19 protein-coding genes and 1 pseudogene are annotated in these 19,623 nt (G+C 26.9%); 11 read left to right on the top strand and 9 right to left on the bottom strand.

The genetic code is table 11. The features are described from left to right. Nucleotides 1–16 precede the first annotated feature (16 nt). The 3 genes from ACKU4C_RS03510 to ACKU4C_RS03500 are packed head-to-tail and all read right to left on the bottom strand — an operon-like array spanning nt 17 to nt 1,539. On the bottom strand, nt 17–589 hold the full coding sequence (locus tag ACKU4C_RS03510; RefSeq protein WP_321314474.1) for an SCO family protein: 573 nt from the start codon (nt 587–589) through the stop codon (nt 17–19). Further along, nucleotides 589–1,074 (bottom strand): hypothetical protein, encoded by a 486-nt coding sequence (locus ACKU4C_RS03505; protein ID WP_321314472.1) that lies wholly within the window; start codon nt 1,072–1,074, stop codon nt 589–591. The genes ACKU4C_RS03510 and ACKU4C_RS03505 overlap by 1 nt, the downstream gene beginning before the upstream one ends. Before the next feature lie 12 nt (nt 1,075–1,086). Then, a complete protein-coding gene (locus ACKU4C_RS03500; RefSeq protein ID WP_321314470.1) occupies nt 1,087–1,539 on the bottom strand; it encodes a copper chaperone PCu(A)C in 453 nt (150 codons plus the stop codon). A gap of 424 nt (nt 1,540–1,963) precedes the next feature. Between ACKU4C_RS03500 and hisI the strand changes: the two are divergent. Together hisI and ribA are read left to right on the top strand one after the other, a co-directional pair. Beyond that, a pseudogene (hisI, locus tag ACKU4C_RS03495) lies at nt 1,964–2,263 on the top strand (phosphoribosyl-AMP cyclohydrolase); the annotation flags it as partial. A gap of 54 nt (nt 2,264–2,317) precedes the next feature. Next, a complete protein-coding gene (gene ribA, locus ACKU4C_RS03490; RefSeq protein WP_321315912.1) occupies nt 2,318–2,887 on the top strand; it encodes a GTP cyclohydrolase II in 570 nt (189 codons plus the stop codon). Nucleotides 2,888–2,999: 112 nt separating this feature from the next. Here ribA and ACKU4C_RS03485 read toward each other — a convergent pair whose 3' ends face one another. After that, nucleotides 3,000–3,434: a secondary thiamine-phosphate synthase enzyme YjbQ gene (locus ACKU4C_RS03485; protein ID WP_321314468.1), complete on the bottom strand. Its 435-nt coding sequence runs from the start codon at nt 3,432–3,434 to the stop codon at nt 3,000–3,002. Nucleotides 3,435–3,480: 46 nt separating this feature from the next. On the opposite strand from ACKU4C_RS03485, the gene ACKU4C_RS03480 reads away from it, so the two are divergent. Together ACKU4C_RS03480 and ACKU4C_RS03475 are read left to right on the top strand one after the other, a co-directional pair. After that, on the top strand, nt 3,481–3,792 hold the full coding sequence (locus tag ACKU4C_RS03480; protein ID WP_321314466.1) for a hypothetical protein: 312 nt from the start codon (nt 3,481–3,483) through the stop codon (nt 3,790–3,792). A gap of 5 nt (nt 3,793–3,797) precedes the next feature. Next, nucleotides 3,798–3,950 (top strand): hypothetical protein, encoded by a 153-nt coding sequence (locus ACKU4C_RS03475; RefSeq protein ID WP_321314464.1) that lies wholly within the window; start codon nt 3,798–3,800, stop codon nt 3,948–3,950. Here the strand turns inward: ACKU4C_RS03475 and ACKU4C_RS03470 are convergent. Together ACKU4C_RS03470 and ACKU4C_RS03465 are read right to left on the bottom strand one after the other, a co-directional pair. Then, complete coding sequence (locus tag ACKU4C_RS03470) at nt 3,947–4,177, bottom strand: DUF2798 domain-containing protein (protein ID WP_321314461.1); 231 nt, start codon at nt 4,175–4,177, stop codon at nt 3,947–3,949. The genes ACKU4C_RS03475 and ACKU4C_RS03470 overlap by 4 nt on opposite strands. A gap of 74 nt (nt 4,178–4,251) precedes the next feature. Then, nucleotides 4,252–5,709, bottom strand: a complete 1,458-nt coding sequence (locus ACKU4C_RS03465; RefSeq protein ID WP_321314460.1) for a protein adenylyltransferase SelO family protein — start codon at nt 5,707–5,709, stop codon at nt 4,252–4,254. A gap of 142 nt (nt 5,710–5,851) precedes the next feature. Between ACKU4C_RS03465 and ACKU4C_RS03460 the strand changes: the two genes are divergently transcribed. The 3 genes from ACKU4C_RS03460 to ACKU4C_RS03450 all read left to right on the top strand — a co-directional run bounded on the left by ACKU4C_RS03460 (nt 5,852) and on the right by ACKU4C_RS03450 (nt 10,573). Continuing rightward, a complete protein-coding gene (locus ACKU4C_RS03460) occupies nt 5,852–7,006 on the top strand; it encodes an aminotransferase class V-fold PLP-dependent enzyme (RefSeq protein WP_321314459.1) in 1,155 nt (384 codons plus the stop codon). Next, nucleotides 7,007–8,500: a PLP-dependent transferase gene (locus ACKU4C_RS03455; RefSeq protein WP_321314458.1), complete on the top strand. Its 1,494-nt coding sequence runs from the start codon at nt 7,007–7,009 to the stop codon at nt 8,498–8,500. It abuts the gene before it with no gap. Between the two features lie 63 nt (nt 8,501–8,563). Continuing rightward, the gene (locus tag ACKU4C_RS03450) at nt 8,564–10,573 is read left to right on the top strand and encodes a HAMP domain-containing methyl-accepting chemotaxis protein (protein ID WP_321314456.1); all 2,010 of its coding nucleotides are present in this window, start codon (nt 8,564–8,566) and stop codon (nt 10,571–10,573) included. Between the two features lie 10 nt (nt 10,574–10,583). On the opposite strand, the gene ACKU4C_RS03445 is transcribed toward ACKU4C_RS03450, so the two are convergent. Next, nucleotides 10,584–12,011, bottom strand: coding sequence for a hypothetical protein (locus ACKU4C_RS03445; RefSeq protein WP_321314455.1), 1,428 nt, complete (start codon nt 12,009–12,011; stop codon nt 10,584–10,586). Next, on the bottom strand, nt 11,992–12,975 hold the full coding sequence (locus tag ACKU4C_RS03440) for a metal ABC transporter solute-binding protein, Zn/Mn family (RefSeq protein ID WP_321314454.1): 984 nt from the start codon (nt 12,973–12,975) through the stop codon (nt 11,992–11,994). The genes ACKU4C_RS03445 and ACKU4C_RS03440 overlap by 20 nt, the downstream gene beginning before the upstream one ends. 128 nt (nt 12,976–13,103) lie before the next feature. On the opposite strand from ACKU4C_RS03440, the gene ACKU4C_RS03435 reads away from it, so the two are divergent. Genes ACKU4C_RS03435 through ACKU4C_RS03420 form a run of 4 tightly spaced genes read left to right on the top strand, consistent with a single transcriptional unit; the run spans nt 13,104 to nt 16,565 of the window. Beyond that, nucleotides 13,104–13,481 (top strand): transcriptional repressor, encoded by a 378-nt coding sequence (locus ACKU4C_RS03435; protein ID WP_321314453.1) that lies wholly within the window; start codon nt 13,104–13,106, stop codon nt 13,479–13,481. Next, nucleotides 13,478–14,758 (top strand): Na+/H+ antiporter NhaA, encoded by a 1,281-nt coding sequence (gene nhaA, locus ACKU4C_RS03430; RefSeq protein ID WP_321315911.1) that lies wholly within the window; start codon nt 13,478–13,480, stop codon nt 14,756–14,758. The genes ACKU4C_RS03435 and nhaA overlap by 4 nt, the downstream gene beginning before the upstream one ends. A 53-nt stretch (nt 14,759–14,811) precedes the next feature. Then, nucleotides 14,812–15,612: an AraC family transcriptional regulator gene (locus ACKU4C_RS03425; protein WP_321314452.1), complete on the top strand. Its 801-nt coding sequence runs from the start codon at nt 14,812–14,814 to the stop codon at nt 15,610–15,612. A gap of 59 nt (nt 15,613–15,671) precedes the next feature. After that, nucleotides 15,672–16,565, top strand: coding sequence for a DMT family transporter (locus ACKU4C_RS03420; protein ID WP_321314451.1), 894 nt, complete (start codon nt 15,672–15,674; stop codon nt 16,563–16,565). Nucleotide 16,566: 1 nt separating this feature from the next. On the opposite strand, the gene ACKU4C_RS03415 is transcribed toward ACKU4C_RS03420, so the two are convergent. Beyond that, the gene (locus ACKU4C_RS03415; protein ID WP_321314450.1) at nt 16,567–19,623 is read right to left on the bottom strand and encodes an efflux RND transporter permease subunit; all 3,057 of its coding nucleotides are present in this window, start codon (nt 19,621–19,623) and stop codon (nt 16,567–16,569) included.

Raw genomic sequence — 19,623 nt, 5'->3', positions numbered from 1 at the left:
AAATATAATAATTATACTAATTTAATATTTTCTTTAAGCTTTCTTCAATTTTACTTGGGTCTGAAAAATGATCAACTTTTGCAACAAATCTCCCATTTTTATCAAATAAATAGATAAATGATGTATGTGAAACAGAATATCCCATTGCAGAATTTTCTAAAGGTATCTTCTTATAATATGATCCATACCTACTTGTGATATCATCTATATTTTCTTTAGTTGATGTAGCACCAATAAAATTTTTATTAAAATAATGTGCATACTCTTTTAGATTTTTTAAAGTATCTCTATTAGGGTCTACACTTATAAATAAACCTACAAAGTTATCAGTTTTTTCTTTATCAAATTTTTTTAATGCACTTGATAAACTACTTAATGATGTAGGACATACATCTGGACAATATGTATAACCAAAGTAAACAGCTAAAGCCTTTCCTTTGAAACTTTCTTTAGTCACTTCACCATCTAAAGTGTTTACTTTAAAATCATATTTTTTTGCTTCTTTGTATTCGTCAACATATGGTTTTAAAAATACAATTAAAAGAGCTGCAATAACAACTACAATACTTAGTTTTGAAATCATTCTCATTATATATCCGTTTTAAATTGGAATCTTGCTCCAATTGTTTCATTTAATTTTTCAATTCTTATTTCTGCATTCCACTTCATATCTCCAACAGGACAAGTAGGAAGTGTGCCAATTGCTTCATAATTTCCATTTGATAAATTCTTAATAGGTAAATTAAAATCTCCCATAAACATATTTGTAGCATAAATATTTAAATTTAACTTTTCTAAATTAGGATTATTACTTTTTATGGTAAATTTCAAAGGTTTCATTAAAGGAATATCTTTAGGTGTTATACTTAATTCAAAAGTTGTACCATCCTGTATTGTTATGGTACAACTTCTTTTATGTAAATCACAATCTGCTTTTTGAGTAACAAATTTTACTTCACCTTTAAAAGATTGATATAAAACATTAAAATCAATTAGAAAATATCCCAAAACTATTGCAATAATAGCTACTGAAGATATTATTAAACTTTTTAAATCATTTTTGTTTTTAGTCATTTACAAATAAACTTAGTTGTGCATATGATTACCATGGTGTTTCATACCATCCATTACTGTTTTAACAGGTACAGTAATTGTTTTACTTTCACCATTTGAAAACTCTAAAGTTAAAGTTACACTTTCACCCTCTTTTAAAGCTTTATTTAAACCAATTAACATAATATGAAAACCACCAGGTTGAAGTGATACTTCTCCATTTGCAGGTACTTCTATTTTTGGAACTTGAACCATTTTCATAATACCATCTTTCATTAGATGGGTATGCAATTCAACCACTTTAGATACATTAGATAATGCTTTAACTATTGATACTGTTTCATTAGAACTATTTATAACTTTCATAAAAGCTGCTGAATTAGGTAAACTTGGAGGAGTAGCTCTAACATATCCATCTTCAACTTTTAAATTAGAAGCAAAAAGTATTGATATACTAAATATCATAAATACAACAATTTTTTTCATTTATATCCTTTTTATAATATATTATTATATTAGTATTTTTTTTGTTAATTACTAGTTAAAAAGTCCGTGTTTCTATCTATTGAAGATATAATTTTATATTAATAAATCTCAAAAAATATTTTCACATTTTAAAATACCTTAGCTTTACATTTATAACTCAATATAAAAGCTAAGTTCAACTTAATTTTCCTATGATAAAATTCCAAATGCAACTAAGTTGCAGACTATTACACTAAAGGATAAATTATTTGGGCAATAGTTTAATAGTATAAATAGAAGCATCAGATTTAAACTTTGCACATAAAGAGCAAAATAAGTTATTTATTTGATTTGATATATAGCTACACTTTTACTTAGTCACATTTTTATAGAAATATTTTAGAATAACTTATGATAGCAAATATGCAAACCTAAAAGGTGTAAAATGAATATTAAAAGAGAAAAAATGGAAATAGATTTTAAAAAATCAAATGGTTTAGTTCCAGTAATAACACAAGAATATGGAACAAATGAGGTTCTAATGCTGGGATATATGAATAAAGAAGCATTAGATTTAACTGTAGAAACTAAAATTGTTCACTATTTTTCAAGAAGTAAAAATAGAATTTGGAAAAAAGGTGAAACAAGTGGACATATTCAAAAGTTAATTGATTTAAGAGTTGATTGTGATGAAGATACAATTCTAGCTATAGTAGAACAAGTTGGAAACTCAGCTTGTCATACTGGAGCTAAGTCTTGTTTCTTTAGATCTTATCTAAAAGAAAAAAACGAGAGAACAATTGTTGAATCAAAGATTGCAAATCTTCCCTCTAAATTTGGAAACTTTGATATAAAAGCTTATAAAGATGGTTCTCAAGAGCATCTTGCAATTATGAGTAAAGATTTTTCTTCAATTGAAATGCCACTTGTGAGAATTCATAGTGAATGTTTAACAGGAGATAGTATTGGTAGTTTAAAATGTGATTGTAATAACCAACTAAACTTAGCTTTAGAACTTATTTCAAAAGAAGGTGGATTGGTTATTTATCATAGACAAGAAGGGAGAAATATAGGTTTGGTAAATAAGGTAAATGCATATAATTTACAAGATCAAGGTTTTAATACAGTAGAAGCAAATTTAAAATTAGGTTTTAAAGAGGATGAGAGAGATTATACAGCCATAGCTTATATTTTAAAAAATCTAGGACTAAAAAAAATGAGACTTATTACAAATAATCCTAGAAAAATAAAATTTATAGAAAGTACTGGTATTGAAATAATTGAAAGAATTCCTGCAATTACCAAAACAAATAAGTTCAATGTAAATTATTTGAGAACAAAAAAAGATAAGTTAGGACATTTACTTTAAATAAAAAATTATTTAATAGAAGACAATTAAGTAAAATAGCATAGAAGATTTTATGAAGATGAAGTAGATAATACAGATATTTTAAGTGATACATATTACAGTCAATAAAAAACTAAAAATCATTAGTAGATATTCCCATAATAGTAGCAACTATTCTTCTGCTTCCTCCAAAATCTCTATGTTCACCTAAGTATATACCTTGCCAAGTTCCTAGATTGAGTTTTCCATTTGTAATAGGAAGAGTAAGAGAGCTTCCAAAGATTGATGACTTAATATGTGCTGGCATATCATCTTCCCCTTCATAAGTATGTATAAAATAATTTTTATTTGAGACAATATCATTTATGAAATTTTCCATATCACTTCTTACACTGCTATCACAATTTTCATTAATTGTTAGGCTTGCACTTGTGTGTTTTAGGAATAAATTCAAAGTTCCCATTTCTATATTTTTTATCTCATTAAGTTTATTAATAACTTCATCAGTTATTAAGTGAAAACCTCTTGAATAATTTTTTAAATTAAATTCTTTTTGGATTACTTTCATATAGTAATAATATCTAAAAATCAATAATATTTGTGTATAATGATATATGTCAAAAAATTATAAAACACAAAAAAAGAAAACAACTACACATTTTGTTTTAGAAACACTAATTAAGCTACTTTTCATAGTTGTTTTAATTATACTAGGATTTGTTGCTTATCATAAAATAAGTATATCAGATGGATTTGATTTTAGTTCTGCATCAAAAAGCAAAAAAGATGCAAGAATGCCATCAGAACTTAAATGGTTTGATGATTTTAAAGGTATTGAAAATGTTCCAGATAAGAATACTAAAAAAGGTGGAAGTTCAGGAGAAGGTCAGAACTTTTTACAATATGAAAGTCAAAGAAACAAATAAGTAAAATGGAAACTCTATATATAATAGGTTTTATTTTACTTATTATTATCTCTATAATTATAAGCATCTCTTCAATCAAATATTTTTTAACTATGTGGAAATTTAAAAATAGAAAAAAAGATAAAAGTGAAGATGATGATTTTAAATATTTTGATTAATGGTTTTCCCTTACTAATCTATTTGTCAATTTATTAACAGCTGGTGCAACAAAAAATACAATTGGAAATGCACATATAAATGCTTTTATAAAAGCTTCCATCCATTTTATGAAAAAATTATCTACTATTCCTAAATTTATAAATGTAATAACCAAACTCATAATAAAACTCATAAACATTGACATAAAAAATGCAAATACTAACCTTCTATATTTAGGCGATATCATATAACTCCTTATCAAACATCTAATTTATTTTATCTAAATAACTCTTAAAATCAATATCAGTATCAATATGAAGCTTATGAAGAACAGCTAAGTTGAATATTAGCATACTCTATTGGTGTAGGGTTAGAATATCTATCATACTCTTTATGTTCTAAAAATGGATTTTGTGCAATAAATAATAAATCATTAGTTAATTTGAAATCCCCATTTTTAGCATTTTCAATTGCTTCTTGCAACATATAGTTTTTTATTACAAATTTTGGATTAACTTTTAACATCAACTCTTTCATATATTTAAAGTCTTGATTTTGATTTTCTATCACTTTTTTATATTCTTCAAACCACTTAATAATAGAATCTCTAAAAATTGAAATATCTGTAATACTATTAATAGAATCAAGGCTTTTTAGTTTTGATAAACGGTAAAAGAAACAGTTATAATCAATCTTTGATTTTTCTAACGCTTCTAATAAAGAGATAACTAAATCAATATTACTATCTTTGCTTAATCTTTTATCTAAGCCTAATCTTTTGTTCATAAGATCTAAATACTCTTTTTGATGTATAGTTATAAAACTTTTTAAATATCCTATTAGCTTTTTAAAACTGCAAATTTTCCCAAGATTGTAAGCTAATACTTCAAGATTCCATCTTGCAATTTCTGGTTGATTGCAAAAAGAGTATCTTCCTTCCATATCTGTATGATTACATATACAATTCATCTCAAAAGTATCCATAAATGCAAAGGGGCCATAATCAATAGTAAGTCCAGCAACACTCATATTATCCGTGTTCATAACTCCATGCATAAAACCATAAGCTTGCCACATTGCAAGTAGTTTAGCAGTTTTCTCAACTAGTTCACAATAAAATCTTTCATATTTATTATCTTCATTTTCTAGATGAGGATAAGATTGTTTTATAACATAATCTGTTAACTTTTTTAGATTTTCCTGTGCATCTTTTCCACGAGAGAAATACTCAAAAGTTCCAATTCTAATCCAAGAAGTTGACATTCTCATAACTATCGCACCAGTATCAATATCATCATAACTTCTATATATAGGATGAGTAGAACCAATCAATGCCAAAGCTCTTGTAGTTGGTATTCCCAAAGCATGCATATGTTCACTCATAATATATTCTCTAATAGATGAACGTAAAACAGCCCTACCATCACCTTGCCTTGAAAATCGCGTAAGTCCTGAACCCTTTGTTTGAAGATGCCAACCATTAATACTGCCTAAATTTATTGCTCGTCCATCTCCTAATTGAGGTACAAAATATCCAAATTGATGCCCTGCATATGCCATTGAATATGGAACTGAACCTTTTAAAACATTTTCACCATTCATAAATGCTACAAAAGATTCACTTTCACAACTGCTATAATCTAAACCTATCAAATCGCAAGCACTTTTACTGTAAGAGATTAGATGAGGATTGTTTAATGGAGTCGATTCAAGTTTTTGATAAAATTTTTTATCAAATTGAAAATAATCAACACTTAACTCTAATTCATTTAATTTCATTTATTACTTCTATACTTTATTTCATAGTAGATTATCAAAATAAGATAAAATTTGTCTTATATTAGAAAAATTAATAACTAAAATTAAGGTGATTTAACTCTTATAAAAAATAGGTTATAATTCCCAAAAAAATAGGATATGCATGAATAAAATAAAAATAGAGACAGCACTTAGTCATATAACAAAATTTGCTCCTTTTGAAGATAAAGCAGGAGCTTCTCACTTTCCAATATATAACACTGGAACTTTTGATTTAAAAAAACAAAATGGAGACAAAATATATGATTATACAAGAAGTGACAACCCAACAAGGGAAACTTTAGAAAACCTATTTACTGAAGTTGAAGGTGGGGCTGGTTGTGTTTGTACCCATACAGGTATTGCTTCTGTTGCTCTATTATTTGAAACAGTACTAAAAGCAAATTCACATATTTTAGTTGAAGCAGATTGTTATGGAGGAACATTTAGATTATTAAAAGTATTTAAAGACAAATACAATATAACTGTTCACTTTGCAAACTTTTTAGAGTTTGATAATGTTGAAAAAATACTACAAGAAAATCCTATAGAATTAGTATTATGTGAATCTCCTACAAATCCAGGCTTAAAGATTATTGATTTAGAAAAAATAGCTACTTTATCTCATAAATATAATTCACTATTTGCAGTTGATAATTCATTAGCTACTTTTATTAGTCAATTGCCTCTTAAGTTGGGTGCTGATTTTTCTTTATTTTCAACTACAAAATATATTTCTGGTCATGGAGCAGTGGTTGCAGGAGCAATAGTAGCTAAAACAGAAGAGTTAGCTGAACAGATTCATTATTATGCAAATGCTCATGGTAGAAGTCAAAACCCAATGGATGTATATCTAATATCTTTAGGAATTCCTACACTTAAAGTTAGAATGAAAGAACATCAAGAAAACTCTATAAAAATTGCTAACTATTTAGAAGAACAAAGTTATATAAAAAAAGTAACCCACCCTGCTTTAAAATCCCATCCTCAATATGAGTTAGCAAAAAAACAGATGAAATATATTCCAGGTGTATTTTGTGCAGATTTTGAATCCCTAGAATTAGCTGAAAAGTTTATTGAAAATACAAAAATATTTGGAGAGAAATGTTCTTTTGGTAGTCCTGATTCAAGAGTAGAAATACCTGCAAAAATTTCACACGCATCTTTTTCCAAAGAGGAACTTAAGGCAATTGGTATAGCTGAAGGTACAGTTAGATTTTCTATTGGATTAGAAAATATTGATGACTTAATTGAAGATATTAAACAAGCTGTAAAATAGATGAAAAAAGCTTTTTTTAACCATATTGCTGTGGGGGAAACATTACCACCTAAAAATGTTCATGCAGTATCTGTATCTATGCCAACAATATCTGATGTAATAGGGTATGAAGAGTTTGATGAAGATACATTAAAGGTTATAAAAAGTGGTTATCCAAGATTTATATTACATCCATACTTAAAAAAACTTAGTTCTTTTATAAAAGAGAAATACAAAATATCAAATATATATGAAGTTGTTCTATTAAGTTCAAAAAAAGCAGTTGACTTAGTAAGTGACAAATACTATATTTATAATAAAATTGAGATAGATGAGCCTTTTGGAGTTATACTTGTACAAAATGGTACCACTCAACTTCAAAAAGTATTAAGTTATATTCAACATGTAGGATGTAATCTTTCTTCAAGGCTAGCAGAAGAATACCTTTTCAATGAGGGTTTAATTGATACCCTGCATAAAGAGGAGTTAGAAGATAAAGAAGTCTCTGAAAAGATTGTAAAAGAGACTTTAGCTAATGCATATAAACAACCTCTAGAAAACATAGAGTTAACTCCATCTGGCATGAATGCAATCTATTCAGTTGTAAGAGGTCTTAACTCTATACAAGCACATAATGGTAGAGATACTTTAATACAGTTTGGTTGGCTTTATTTAGATACAATGAATATTGTAAATCATCATTTCCAAAGGCAAAAAGTATTTCCTGATATTTCAAATCTTGATTTATTAGAAGAGTATTTAAAAGATTATGGACTTAGAGTTACAGCTATTATTACTGAAGTTCCAACAAACCCTTTATTAAAATGTGTTGATATAAAAAGATTAAAATCACTTTGTGATAAATATAATATACCATTAGTAATAGATTCAACTTTTGCGACACCATATAATCTAGACTTGACAGATTATGCAGATATATTTGTGGAATCTCTTACTAAATTTGCTTCTGGAAATGCTGATGTATTGATGGGTGCAATTATATTAAACAAAAAACATAGACTATCACATATGAATAAAGAGTTCTTTGGACATTGTGAAAAAGTGTTTATCAAAGATATTCAAAGAATGGCTTTTGAGATTAAAAATTATGAAAAAAGAGTAAAAATAATTTCTTCAAATACGAAAAAACTAGTAGATTATTTAAAAACATGTCCTTATATTAAAAATTTGTATTATTGTTTAGATGAAAAAAATAAAGTTAACTATTCTCAAACAATGATTGATGATAATTCATATGTAGGAATTGTATCTGTAACTTTTAATAAACCTTTAAAAGAAACATACGATAAACTAAATTTTGCAAAAGGCCCTAGTTTAGGTACTGAATTCACACTTCTTATGCCTTATACTTATTTGGCTCATTATGATTTAATCAAAACTAAAAAAGGTAAAAAATTTTTAGAAAATATTGAACTTCCTATTGATTTAATAAGAATTTCAGTGGGTACTGAGCCTATTGAAAAAATCATCGAAGAGTTTGAAAATATAAAATAAATAATATTTAGATTTTAAGAAATAATATTATATAATATTTAATAACTTTATTAAAGGTATAATATGTTAAATAATTTATCTATTAGCTTAAAATTGAAAATAAATAGTTTATTAATTGTAATTGGTCTTTTGATTTCAGGATTTGTTATATACAATGCTTTAAATTCTTTATCTAAAGAATATAAATATTCTATAGATATTGCCAAACAAAATGACACGATAAATGCAATTTTTATAAATGGTCTTTTATATAACTCTTCATCTGGAGTAGTTTTCCAAAATCCCAATTCCCAAAAAGCTAAAAAAACTATGACTACTGCAATATCAAAAGTTGAAAATGCTGCAAATAACTTTAAAGAACTAAATATAAATCTATATAAAAAATTTGATACAAAAGTTATAAATTTTCTTAACATAGCTAAACCTCTTTATAAAAAGGTTAGTGAAGGGAAAGTATTAGAAAAAGAGGATATGAAAATCTCTTTAAAAGCTTGGAGAGATTTAAAGTTTACTATTGCAGATATAATTAAAATATTAAAAAAAGATTCACAAAAAGCACAAGATAATTATAATAAATCAATAGAAGAGTATCTGACAACTATAGTGATTTTATTGCTTGTAATTTTACTAATCATTTTTATTTTTAACATTTTATTATCTAGAAGTATTATCGTACCATTAGAAATACTTGAAGATGCTATGGATAATTTATCTAAAGATGGTTCTACTCAAATAAAAATTGATATAAAATCAAAAGATGAAACGGCACAAATAGCTAAAAGCTTCAATAAATATATTGATAAAATAGAAGAAAATAAGAGAGAAGATGAACTAGTTATCAATGATGTACAAAATGTTGTAAATGAGATAAAAAAAGGTAACCTCACACATAGAGTAACAACTACTACGACAAATAATACAATTATGAAATTAGTAGATACTTTAAATGATATGCTAAACACACTTCATAATATAATTGAACATACATTAGATACCTTAATAAAATATCAAAATGATGATTTTAAAGCTAAAACTTCAATGTCTTTAGAAGGTGATATTGATAAACTTTTAAAAGGGATTAATAGTTTAGGGGAAAGTATTTCTCATATGTTAGTAGAAAACAAAAATAGAGGTTTATCTCTTAACAAAAGTTCAAATGAACTACTAATAAATGTAGATGAATTAAGTAAATCATCAAACGAAGCAGCAGCTTCTTTAGAAGAAACAGCAGCAGCATTAGAAGAGATAACTTCAAATATCTCACATAATACTGAAAATGTTGTAAAAATGGCTCAAAATGCCAATGAACTAAAAAAATCTTCTGCTGAAGGTGAAAAACTTGCAACTCAAACTACTACTGCTATGGATAGTATAAATGAACAAGTAAGTGCTATTAATGATGCAATTTCTATTATTGATCAAATAGCTTTCCAAACCAACATTCTTTCACTTAATGCTGCTGTTGAAGCTGCTACTGCAGGTGAAGCTGGTAAAGGATTTGCTGTTGTTGCACAAGAGGTTAGAAATTTAGCAAGTAGATCTGCTGAAGCTGCTAAAGAGATTAAAGATTTAGTTGAAAATGCTACAGTTAAAGCTAATGATGGTAAAAATAGTGCCGACATTATGATTAAAGGCTATGAAGGTCTTAATAAAAATATCAATACTACTTTAGAGCTTATCTCTGATGTTGAAATTGCTAGTAAAGAGCAACAATCAGGTATCGTTCAAATCAATGATGCTATTAATCTTCTTGACCAACAAACTCAACAAAATGCTGCTGTTGCTAATGAAACTAAAGATATTGCTGACAAAACTCAGGATATTGCAAATGAAATTGTCAAAGAAGCTGATGAAAAAGAGTTTATTGGTAAAGACAATATCACTGTTTCTTCTAATAATACTAGAAAATCTTCAAACTCTAGTAGTATTTCTAAAATAAATACTTCTCAAGATAGTACTTCTAAACCTTCTATTAAAAATGAACCTAAAAAAGTTCATGAATCTAAGTCTGATTTTAAAAATAAAACTATAACTGCAAACAATAATGACGATGATGAGTGGGAAAGTTTTTAGGCTTTCTCACTTAAATAATTGAAGCATTTAAAAATAATAACATTCCTAAAACAAACATAATAACAGGTGATGCAATCTCTAAAAAATTTGTTATACTGTGGGATTTCGATGAAACTTTTTGTAAACTTACACCTAAAAATGAAGAGATAAATATTACAATTCCCATACCAAGACTTATAAATATTGAAGCTAAAAGTACAGCAAAATATGTTTTTAATATAAATGCATAGATAAATAATATTACTGTACCTGGACAAGGAATTAATCCAGCAGTTAATACAAAATATAAATCTTTTTTCATAAAATTTGGTTTTAGTTTTGTAGTATTTTTTGGTACTTGTGTACTCCAAGTTGAAGATGTGTTCGAAGAGCAACAAGAACTGCAAGAACAAGATTTGTTATTAAATTTATTATATAAAATATACATAGCTAATATCATAATAAGTATAGCAGAGACTCTAGTTAAAATCTCTACAGAATCATTTACAAAATTATTTAAAATAGATTCTAAAATAAAAACAGAAACTACAACTAAAATTAATGCACCAATTATATGAATAAAAGCACTTGCTTGTGAAATAAAAAATGCTTTTGTATATGAACTTTTATTTGAAACGAAATATGAAAAAGCAAGAGATTTTCCATGTCCTGGACCTAAAGCATGAATTATTCCATATAAAAATGAGATTAGAAGTAATGTAAATAAAGCAAAATCGTCACCTTTATCTATTTTAATCAAATACTCTTTTAGTTTTTTTGTGTATTTAGAAAGTAAAGTTTCTTCTTTTTTTTCTTTTTCTAATGTTTTGCCTGTCTCTTCTATAGCTGGTGTAACAGTATTTTCCTCTTCATCAACAACTTTTACAGGAGCAGAAGATGAGATATAAAAAGCAACACTTTGTTTATTTACTTCTTTATCAATTTCAATAGGCGAATCAATTTTTAAACTATTTTTTGCCATTAATAAAATAAAATAGTTTTCGTCATCATTTACATTTATAAATAAAATGTTATCTTTAATTACATCATAATTTAACTCAATTGTATATTCAAAATGTAAAAGTGAATTTTTTATAAAAGTTTTATACTCTTTTACTTCAACTGGCCTTGATTTATCTTTATTTATAACTTTATCATAAGAGATATGTGTCAAATAATTTTTAGGAATAATATAGTCTAATAAAGATTGCTCAACAGGTATCAATTCATCTTTATCTAAATAATTGTTCTGATTGACATCATAAACAGTCTCTAATTGTTGAGTAAACTCTTTGGTTAAAACCCAAAGTATTTTAGCCTCTTTTATTTTTGTTTGTGTTGTTTTTAAAGTTACGGCAACTCTTGTTTCGGGGGAATATATTGTACAAAGTGCACACCCGTAAAGAGTGTGCGTAAATATTAAGATAATAAATAGATATTTATTTATACGATTTTGCAATTTCTTCAGCTACTTTTATTAAATTTTCATCCCATTTTTCAGCTAAGGGATTGATTGTAGCAACATTACCATTAATACTCTTAGATATAGTTTTAGCACCTTTTTGAGAAAATTGAGGAGCTACAAAAACTATTTTTATATCATGAATTTTTGCTTCTTTTACCAATTCTACAAGTTGTGCAGGCTTAGGCTCTTTTCCTTCAATTTCAATTGAGATTTGTTCTAAATCATATCTTTTTGAAAAATATCCCCAAGATGGGTGAAAAACCATAAATGCTTTATCTTTATAATCTTCCAAAATTGATTCAATTTTTTTATCTAATGTATCTAATTCAACTAAGAACTTGTCTAAGTTATTTTTGTAAAATTCTTTATTTTCTGAATCAACTTTTACTAAGGCATTATAAATGTTTTTTGCTTGAATTTTAACTAAGTTTGGTTCAAGCCAGATATGTGGATCTAAACCAGAATGTTCATGTCCATGTTCATCTGCATGCTCTTCATGTTCATGGTTTTCATCTGCATGTTCTTCGTGATCATGGTTTTCATCAGCATGTTCTTCATGTTCATGGTTTTCATCAGCATGCTCTTCATGGTCGTGATGCTCATCTGCATGATCTTCATCTTCATGATGCTCATGTGCAGCAATTGGAAGTTTTTTAATACCTTCTGAAGTATCTACCATAAGCATATTTTTATTTGCACTTTCAAATTTTTCTAACCATACTTTTTCAAATGGTACTCCAATAGAAAAATATGCAATAGACTTAGATAAAAGTTTCATTTGTGATGTTTTTGGTTCATAAGTTGCTGGACTTGCACCTGGTTTAACCATCACATTTACATCTACTTTACCCTTTGCAATTTTATCTACAAAGTATTTTTGAGGAAGTATAGATACTGTTACTTCTTTTGCAAGAACTAAACTACTTAAACTTAACAACATAAATAATATTAATTTCATTTCTATCCTTTTTGCAATCAAGTTGCATTTTTGGAATTTTAATCTATAAAAACTTTAATGCAACTGAATTGCGAATAAACAAAAAATGAATAAAACTTTTTTTTAAAAATATAAAGATATAATATTTTATGAACTTAGAAAACATATCAAAAACAATAAAACTTACCTCAGCTAGAAAAGCAATACTGGAGATTTTAATCTCTTCAAAAAAACCTTTATGTTATGAAGATATTAAAAACAATCTTAGTATGGATAAAGCAACTTTTTATAGAAATATAATAAAGTTTGAAGAAGAATCTATAATTAGTTCCTTTGAATCAAATGACAAAAAAAGATATTATGAAATAGCAAAAACAAAACATTCCCATTTTATTTGTAATGAATGTTCAAAAATAGAATGTATACATGAAAAAATTGATATTGATTTAAAAGGATATGAAATCGATAATATTATTATAAAAGGAATTTGCCCTAAATGTTTAAACAAGCAGGAGAATCAAAAGTGATTCAAAAGTTAATAACTTTAGAAAAATTTATAAATAAAGAAGCCCTAAGTGGTATCATACTTTTTATTGCAACTGTTGCTGCTGTAATTGTTGCAAACTCAAGTTTGGGTCAAGAGTATTATGACCTTTGGCATCTTCCACTAGGAATAAATCTTGGTGGTCATGAAATCTCTATGAGTTTAACTTATTGGATTGATGATGGGCTTATGGCTTTATTTTTCTTAATGGTTGGACTTGAGATAAAAAGGGAGATGTTAATAGGTGAACTCTCTTCTGTTTCAAAAGCAGCATTTCCCATTGTTGCAGCTATAGGTGGGATGTTAATTCCTGCTTTAATTTATGTAGGATTTAATACAGATAATCCTTATGGATTTGGAATACCTATGGCAACAGATATTGCTTTTGCACTTGGTATTTTGATGCTAATGGGTACAAAAGTTAATCCAGCATTAAAGCTATTTCTAGTAGCTCTTGCTGTTGTGGATGATTTAGGTGCTGTACTTGTAGTAGCTACTGTTTATACAAATGAGATTCATGCAGAATATTTTCTACATGCAGGAATTATTTATGCTTTAATTTGGGGATTAAATATTAAAGGTGTTAAAAAATTAACTCCCTATTTAATATTAGGTATTGGATTATGGATATATATCCATGCAATTGGTATCCATGCAACTATTGCAGGTGTTCTTTTAGCTTTTGCTATTCCTATTAATTCTAAAATTGATGAAAAAAAATTTATCTCAGAATCAAGAAAAGATTTAGATGATTTTGAAGCACATATTGATGATATTCCAATTATCAACCACCATCAAATAGATTCATTGGAAAATATTGGATATAACTATGATAAAGTACAAAACCCTTTAATAAGATTAGAACATAATCTTCATGGACTATCTGCATTTTTTATTATGCCACTTTTTGCTTTTTCAAATGCAGGGGTACTTATAGACTTTTCAGGAATAAATGAAAACCTTATGATTGTTTTAGGTGTAGTTTTAGGACTTGTTATAGGAAAACCTGTTGGTATTTTAGGACTAACTTATCTTGCCTCAAAATTTGGTATTGTAAAAAAACCCGATGAATTATCATGGAGTGAAATCTTAGCTGTAGGTTTTATTGCTGGAATTGGTTTTACAATGTCAATTTTCATCACCCACTTAGCCTTTGTTGATGAAAGTATTATTGCTGCTGTTAAATTAGCAGTATTTGCAGCTTCATTTATAGCAGCACTAATTGGTGTTGTTCTTCTACTTAGAGTTAAAAAAGCATAAAAATAGAGCAATTTTGTTCTATTTTTATATTTTTATTTTAGATATAATATCTTATGAATAAACTTCAAACCTTTGATAAAACAATCTTTGAGCATGTAAAAAATACAAATGATCAATTTACAAAACACTTTCATGATACATATACTATAGGGATAACCCATGATGGAAAATTTAAATCCTTACATGGGAAAAAAACATTTTATTTATATAAAAATTCAACAAAAGTAATTAATCCAGGAGAGGTTCATGGTGGAGATTCAAATTCATGGAAATACACAAATTTCTATCCAAGTATAGAACTAATAAGTCAAATATATGAACAAATTTTCTATGAAAAGAAAAGCCCTATTTTTACTAAACATACTATTGATGATGTTGTTTTATGTAATCTATTAAGACAATTTTTTATCAATACCTATTCAAATAGTAATAAAATGGAAACAGAAACAAGTCTTATAACTGCACTTTCATATCTAATAAAAAACTATACCCATAAAACAAAAGTTTATGAACCAGTATTTAATAAGAAACCTATTATAAAAAACTCAGTTGAATTTATACAAGATTCTTTAGAGTCAAATATTACACTTGATGATTTAGCACAAATCTCTAATCTTAGTAAATACCATTTTTTAAGAACTTTTAAAAATACAACTGGCTTAACACCCCATCAATATATACTTATAAAAAGAGTTGAAAAAGGTAAAGAGCTTATTTCAAAAGGGATTAATCTAAATGAGATAGCATACCATACTGGTTTTAGTGACCAATCCCATTTTAATAGAAGTTTTAAAAGAGTTTATGGATATTCACCTAGTACTTTAAATAAAAATATTTTCAAAACCAAACAATAGCAATTTTGTTCTATACAAAAAACTACTTCTTTGTTATATTTAAAATAAAAAGAGTTTTTATGACAGAATCAAATAAAAATATATTTTATTTCTTATTATTCCTTGCTATGATAGGCTGGGGAGCATCTTGGGTAAATGTAAAGGTTTTAAGTTCATATATAAACGAATTTGAAACAATGTTTTTAAGATTTTTTATAACTGCAATTACAATGATACCTATCATTTTGCTACTGAGAAAATCTTTTAGAATTGATTTAAAAAGTTTACTTTTAGTAATAGTTACAGCTATTGTTTTTATCTCCTATATGAAATATTTCTTTTTGGGAACTAAATATGGAACAGCAAGTTTAGGTGGAGCCTTTGTAACTACATTAATACCTATTAATACATTTTTGATTTTAGCAATATTTGGAAGTAAAAAAATAGAAAGGAAAGATGCATTTGCATTATTTATTGGTGCAATTGGAGTTATGACTATGTTAAATGTATGGAGTTTTAATATAGATGAAATATTTACTATTCATAATATGTATTTTATTTTAGCTTCAATCTTTTGGCCTATAGTAACTATACTTAGTTCGAAATCAACAAAAATATCTCCTATTGTATTTACCTTTTATTTATACCTTGTAACTTCATTGTTAAATATAATATTTTTTGTAGATATAAGTGAAATTGATTACACAAAATTTGACAAATATTTTTATATAAATATATTTGTATTAACAATAATAGCTTCTACATTTGCTAATACAATATATTTTCTGGGAATAGAAAAACTTGGAGCAAGAGAAGTTAGTAGTTTTATCTTCTTTGTTCCTTTTGCAGCCATAATTTTAAGTTCAATATTTTTAAAAGAAGAGATTACAATCTCAATTATAATTGGTACAGCATTAACAATTTTTGCAGTAAAAATTTTAAATAATATAAAAATACTAAAAAAAAGAAAATAGCTTAGCTATTCTCTTTTTTCACTTTAAATATTGTTGCATAAAATGTTGGGATGAAAATCAAAGTAAACATTGTTGAAATCATTAATCCAAAAATAATAGAGATAGCCATAGGCTCCCACATAACTCCTCCACTATACCATAAAGGAACAAGGCCTAAAACAGTTGTCATTGTAGTAAGCATAATTGGTCTATACCTATTTAAACTAGCTTCAATAATAGCATCATAATGACTAAAGTTGTTTTCTTCTTGTTCTATTTTAATCTTTTCTAATAAAACTATCGCATTATTAATAACAATCCCACTTAAAGAGATTATTCCAAGTAGAGTCATAAAACCAAAATAAGAGTTCATAACAAAAAGACCAATACTAACTCCAATAATACCTAAAGGTATTGTTGTCAAGATGATTATTGGTTTTTTTACAGAATTAAATTGCATAACCATCAATAAAAGTATAGCCATAAATGCTATTGGAAGATTAACAACAATTGACTTATTAGCTTTTCCAGAAGCTTCATATTCTCCACCATAAGTATAATAATAACCCAACTCAAAAGACTTTGAAAACTCATCCATAAAAGGCTGAATCTGTTCATTAATAGCAAGTGCATTATATCCTGCTTGAACCTCGGCTCCAACAATCACTGTTTTTAATCTATCTCTTCTTAATATAACTGATTCTTCATATACCACTTTTATATCTGCAACTTGTGATAAAGGTACATTTCTACCTGTAGATTGAGAATAAACATTTAATGTTCTTAATCTTTGCAAATCATCTCTACTATTATGCTTAGACCTTAACATTATAGGAATAAGAGTATCATCTTTTCTATATGTTGCTACTTGATATCCACTTTGACTTGTCTGTAAAGATAAGGCAATATCCATATTAGAGATTCCCTCTTTTAAAGCCTTGTCTTCATCTATTTGAACGACAAGTTTTTTATTTCTCAAGCCCCAATCATCTACAATATTTTTTACCCCATCAATTTTGGCTAATTCTTGTTTTATTTTTGAGCTCATTTCAAAAAGTTTATCAATATCTTTTCCACTAACTCTAATCTCTATAGGTTTTTTAACGGGTGGACCCATGGATAAAGCTTTTGTAATAACTTGCATATCAGGAAAACTATTTTTGGCAAAATTTTCAATTGAAGTTCTAATCTCATGCATATCTTTAAACTCTTTTATATTTACTAAAATAGTACTATACTCCACACTAGAAAGTTTCTGGTCATAAGAAAGCCAAAATCTTGGTGCACTTTCACCTATAAAAGTTACAAAATTCTCAACTTTGTTTTGATTTTTTTCACCCATATATTTTTGTTTTATAAATTTTTCAATTACACTTACATCTTTTGTTGTTGTTTCAATTGCTGTTCCTACAGGTAAAGTTATCTCAACTGTAAAAGTATTTTCACTTGAAGGTGGGAAGAATTTTTTTGGTATAAAATCTAATAATTTAATTGCACCTAGAAATATAAGAAAAGTTAAAAGCAAGACAGTTTTTTTATATTTTAAAGCTATAATTATTGAATTTTTATAAATTTCAAAAAATTTAGTTTTTCTATCCTCTTTTGGTTCTTTTTTCATAAAATATTTACTTAAAACTGGTGTTAATGTTAATGCTAAAACCCAAGATGATAATAATGTAATGGTTACAACTTTAAATATGGAATTTGTATATTCTCCGGTTGTCGACTTTGCTAAAAATATTGGTAAAAATGCAGCAGATGTTGTCAATGCAGATGTCAATAATGGAATCTTTAACTCTTTTGCACTTTGAAGTGAAGCCTCCACAACATCTTTTCCATTTTGCCTTAATACCATAATTGATTCACTCATTACAATAGCACTATCAACTAAAAGTCCCAATGAGATAATTAAAGCAGCCAATGAGACTTGGTCAAGCCAAATATTAAACATTGACATAATAATAAAAGACATTAAGATTGACATAGGGATTAAAAATGCAACAATTAAACCTGTTCTCATACCTAAGGTAAATAGCATAATAATTATTACTAAAACTATCGCTTGCAAAAGATTTGATACAAAATTATCTATTATCCGTCCAACAATTTTTGGTTCATTAAACAATCTATCAAGTTTTACACCAAGCGGTAGTTTACTTTGAATCTCATGCATTTTTTGTGTTATTTGCTCACCCATTCTTATGATATCGCCATCATCTTTCATAGAAATAGCTATAAGAACAGTTGGTTCTGAATCTTTTTTTACAATCATATCACTTGGTGTTTTATAAGACTTTATCACATCTGCAATATCTCTTAAAAAAAGTTTTTCACCATTTTTTAAAGGAATAATTGTATTTTTTATTTGTTCAATATTTTCATAATTACCAGTTGGTTCTATTGATAATCTGTTTTTATTTAACTTTATATGTCCACCTGAGATAACTATATTTTTATTTTCTAAAATTGATTTTAAATAACTAGCACTAAGGTTTAATTTTGCAAGTTTTGAATTATCAAACTCTACATAAACAACCTCTTCTTGAACACCTATTAAATTTATTTTTGCTACATCATCAAGTCTTAGAAAAATATCCCTAGTATCATTTGCTATATCTTCTAACTCATCATAATCTAATCCATCACTTGTTACAGAGATTATTGTTCCATAAACATCTCCAAACTCATCATTAACAATTGGTGTAGAAGTACCACGAGGTAAAGATCGTGCACCTGTTTCAACTTTTCTTCTCAAATCATCCCAAATAGGTCTCATTTTTTTGTATTTTTCTAAGATATTAACAAAAATAATTGAGACACCATTTTTGGAAGTAGAACTAATAAAATCTATTTCAGCCATTTGCTGTATCTCTTTTTCTAACTTATCAGTTACTAACTGCTCTACTCTTTTTGCACTTGCTCCAGGGAAATATGTAACTACTGTCGCTGTTCTTATAATAAAACCTGGGTCTTTTGCCCTAGGTAAATCAAGAAAAGATATAAGCCCATAAATAAATATACATAGTGTAAAAACTATAGTAACCTTATCATTTTTCAAAGCAAATTTAGTGATATTCAT

Origin of the sequence: Halarcobacter sp. (assembly GCF_963676935.1) — a bacterium.
Lineage (GTDB): Bacteria > Campylobacterota > Campylobacteria > Campylobacterales > Arcobacteraceae > Halarcobacter.
The sequence above is the reverse complement of the archived record's forward strand: the minus strand, read 5'-3'. Positions and strand labels throughout refer to the sequence as shown.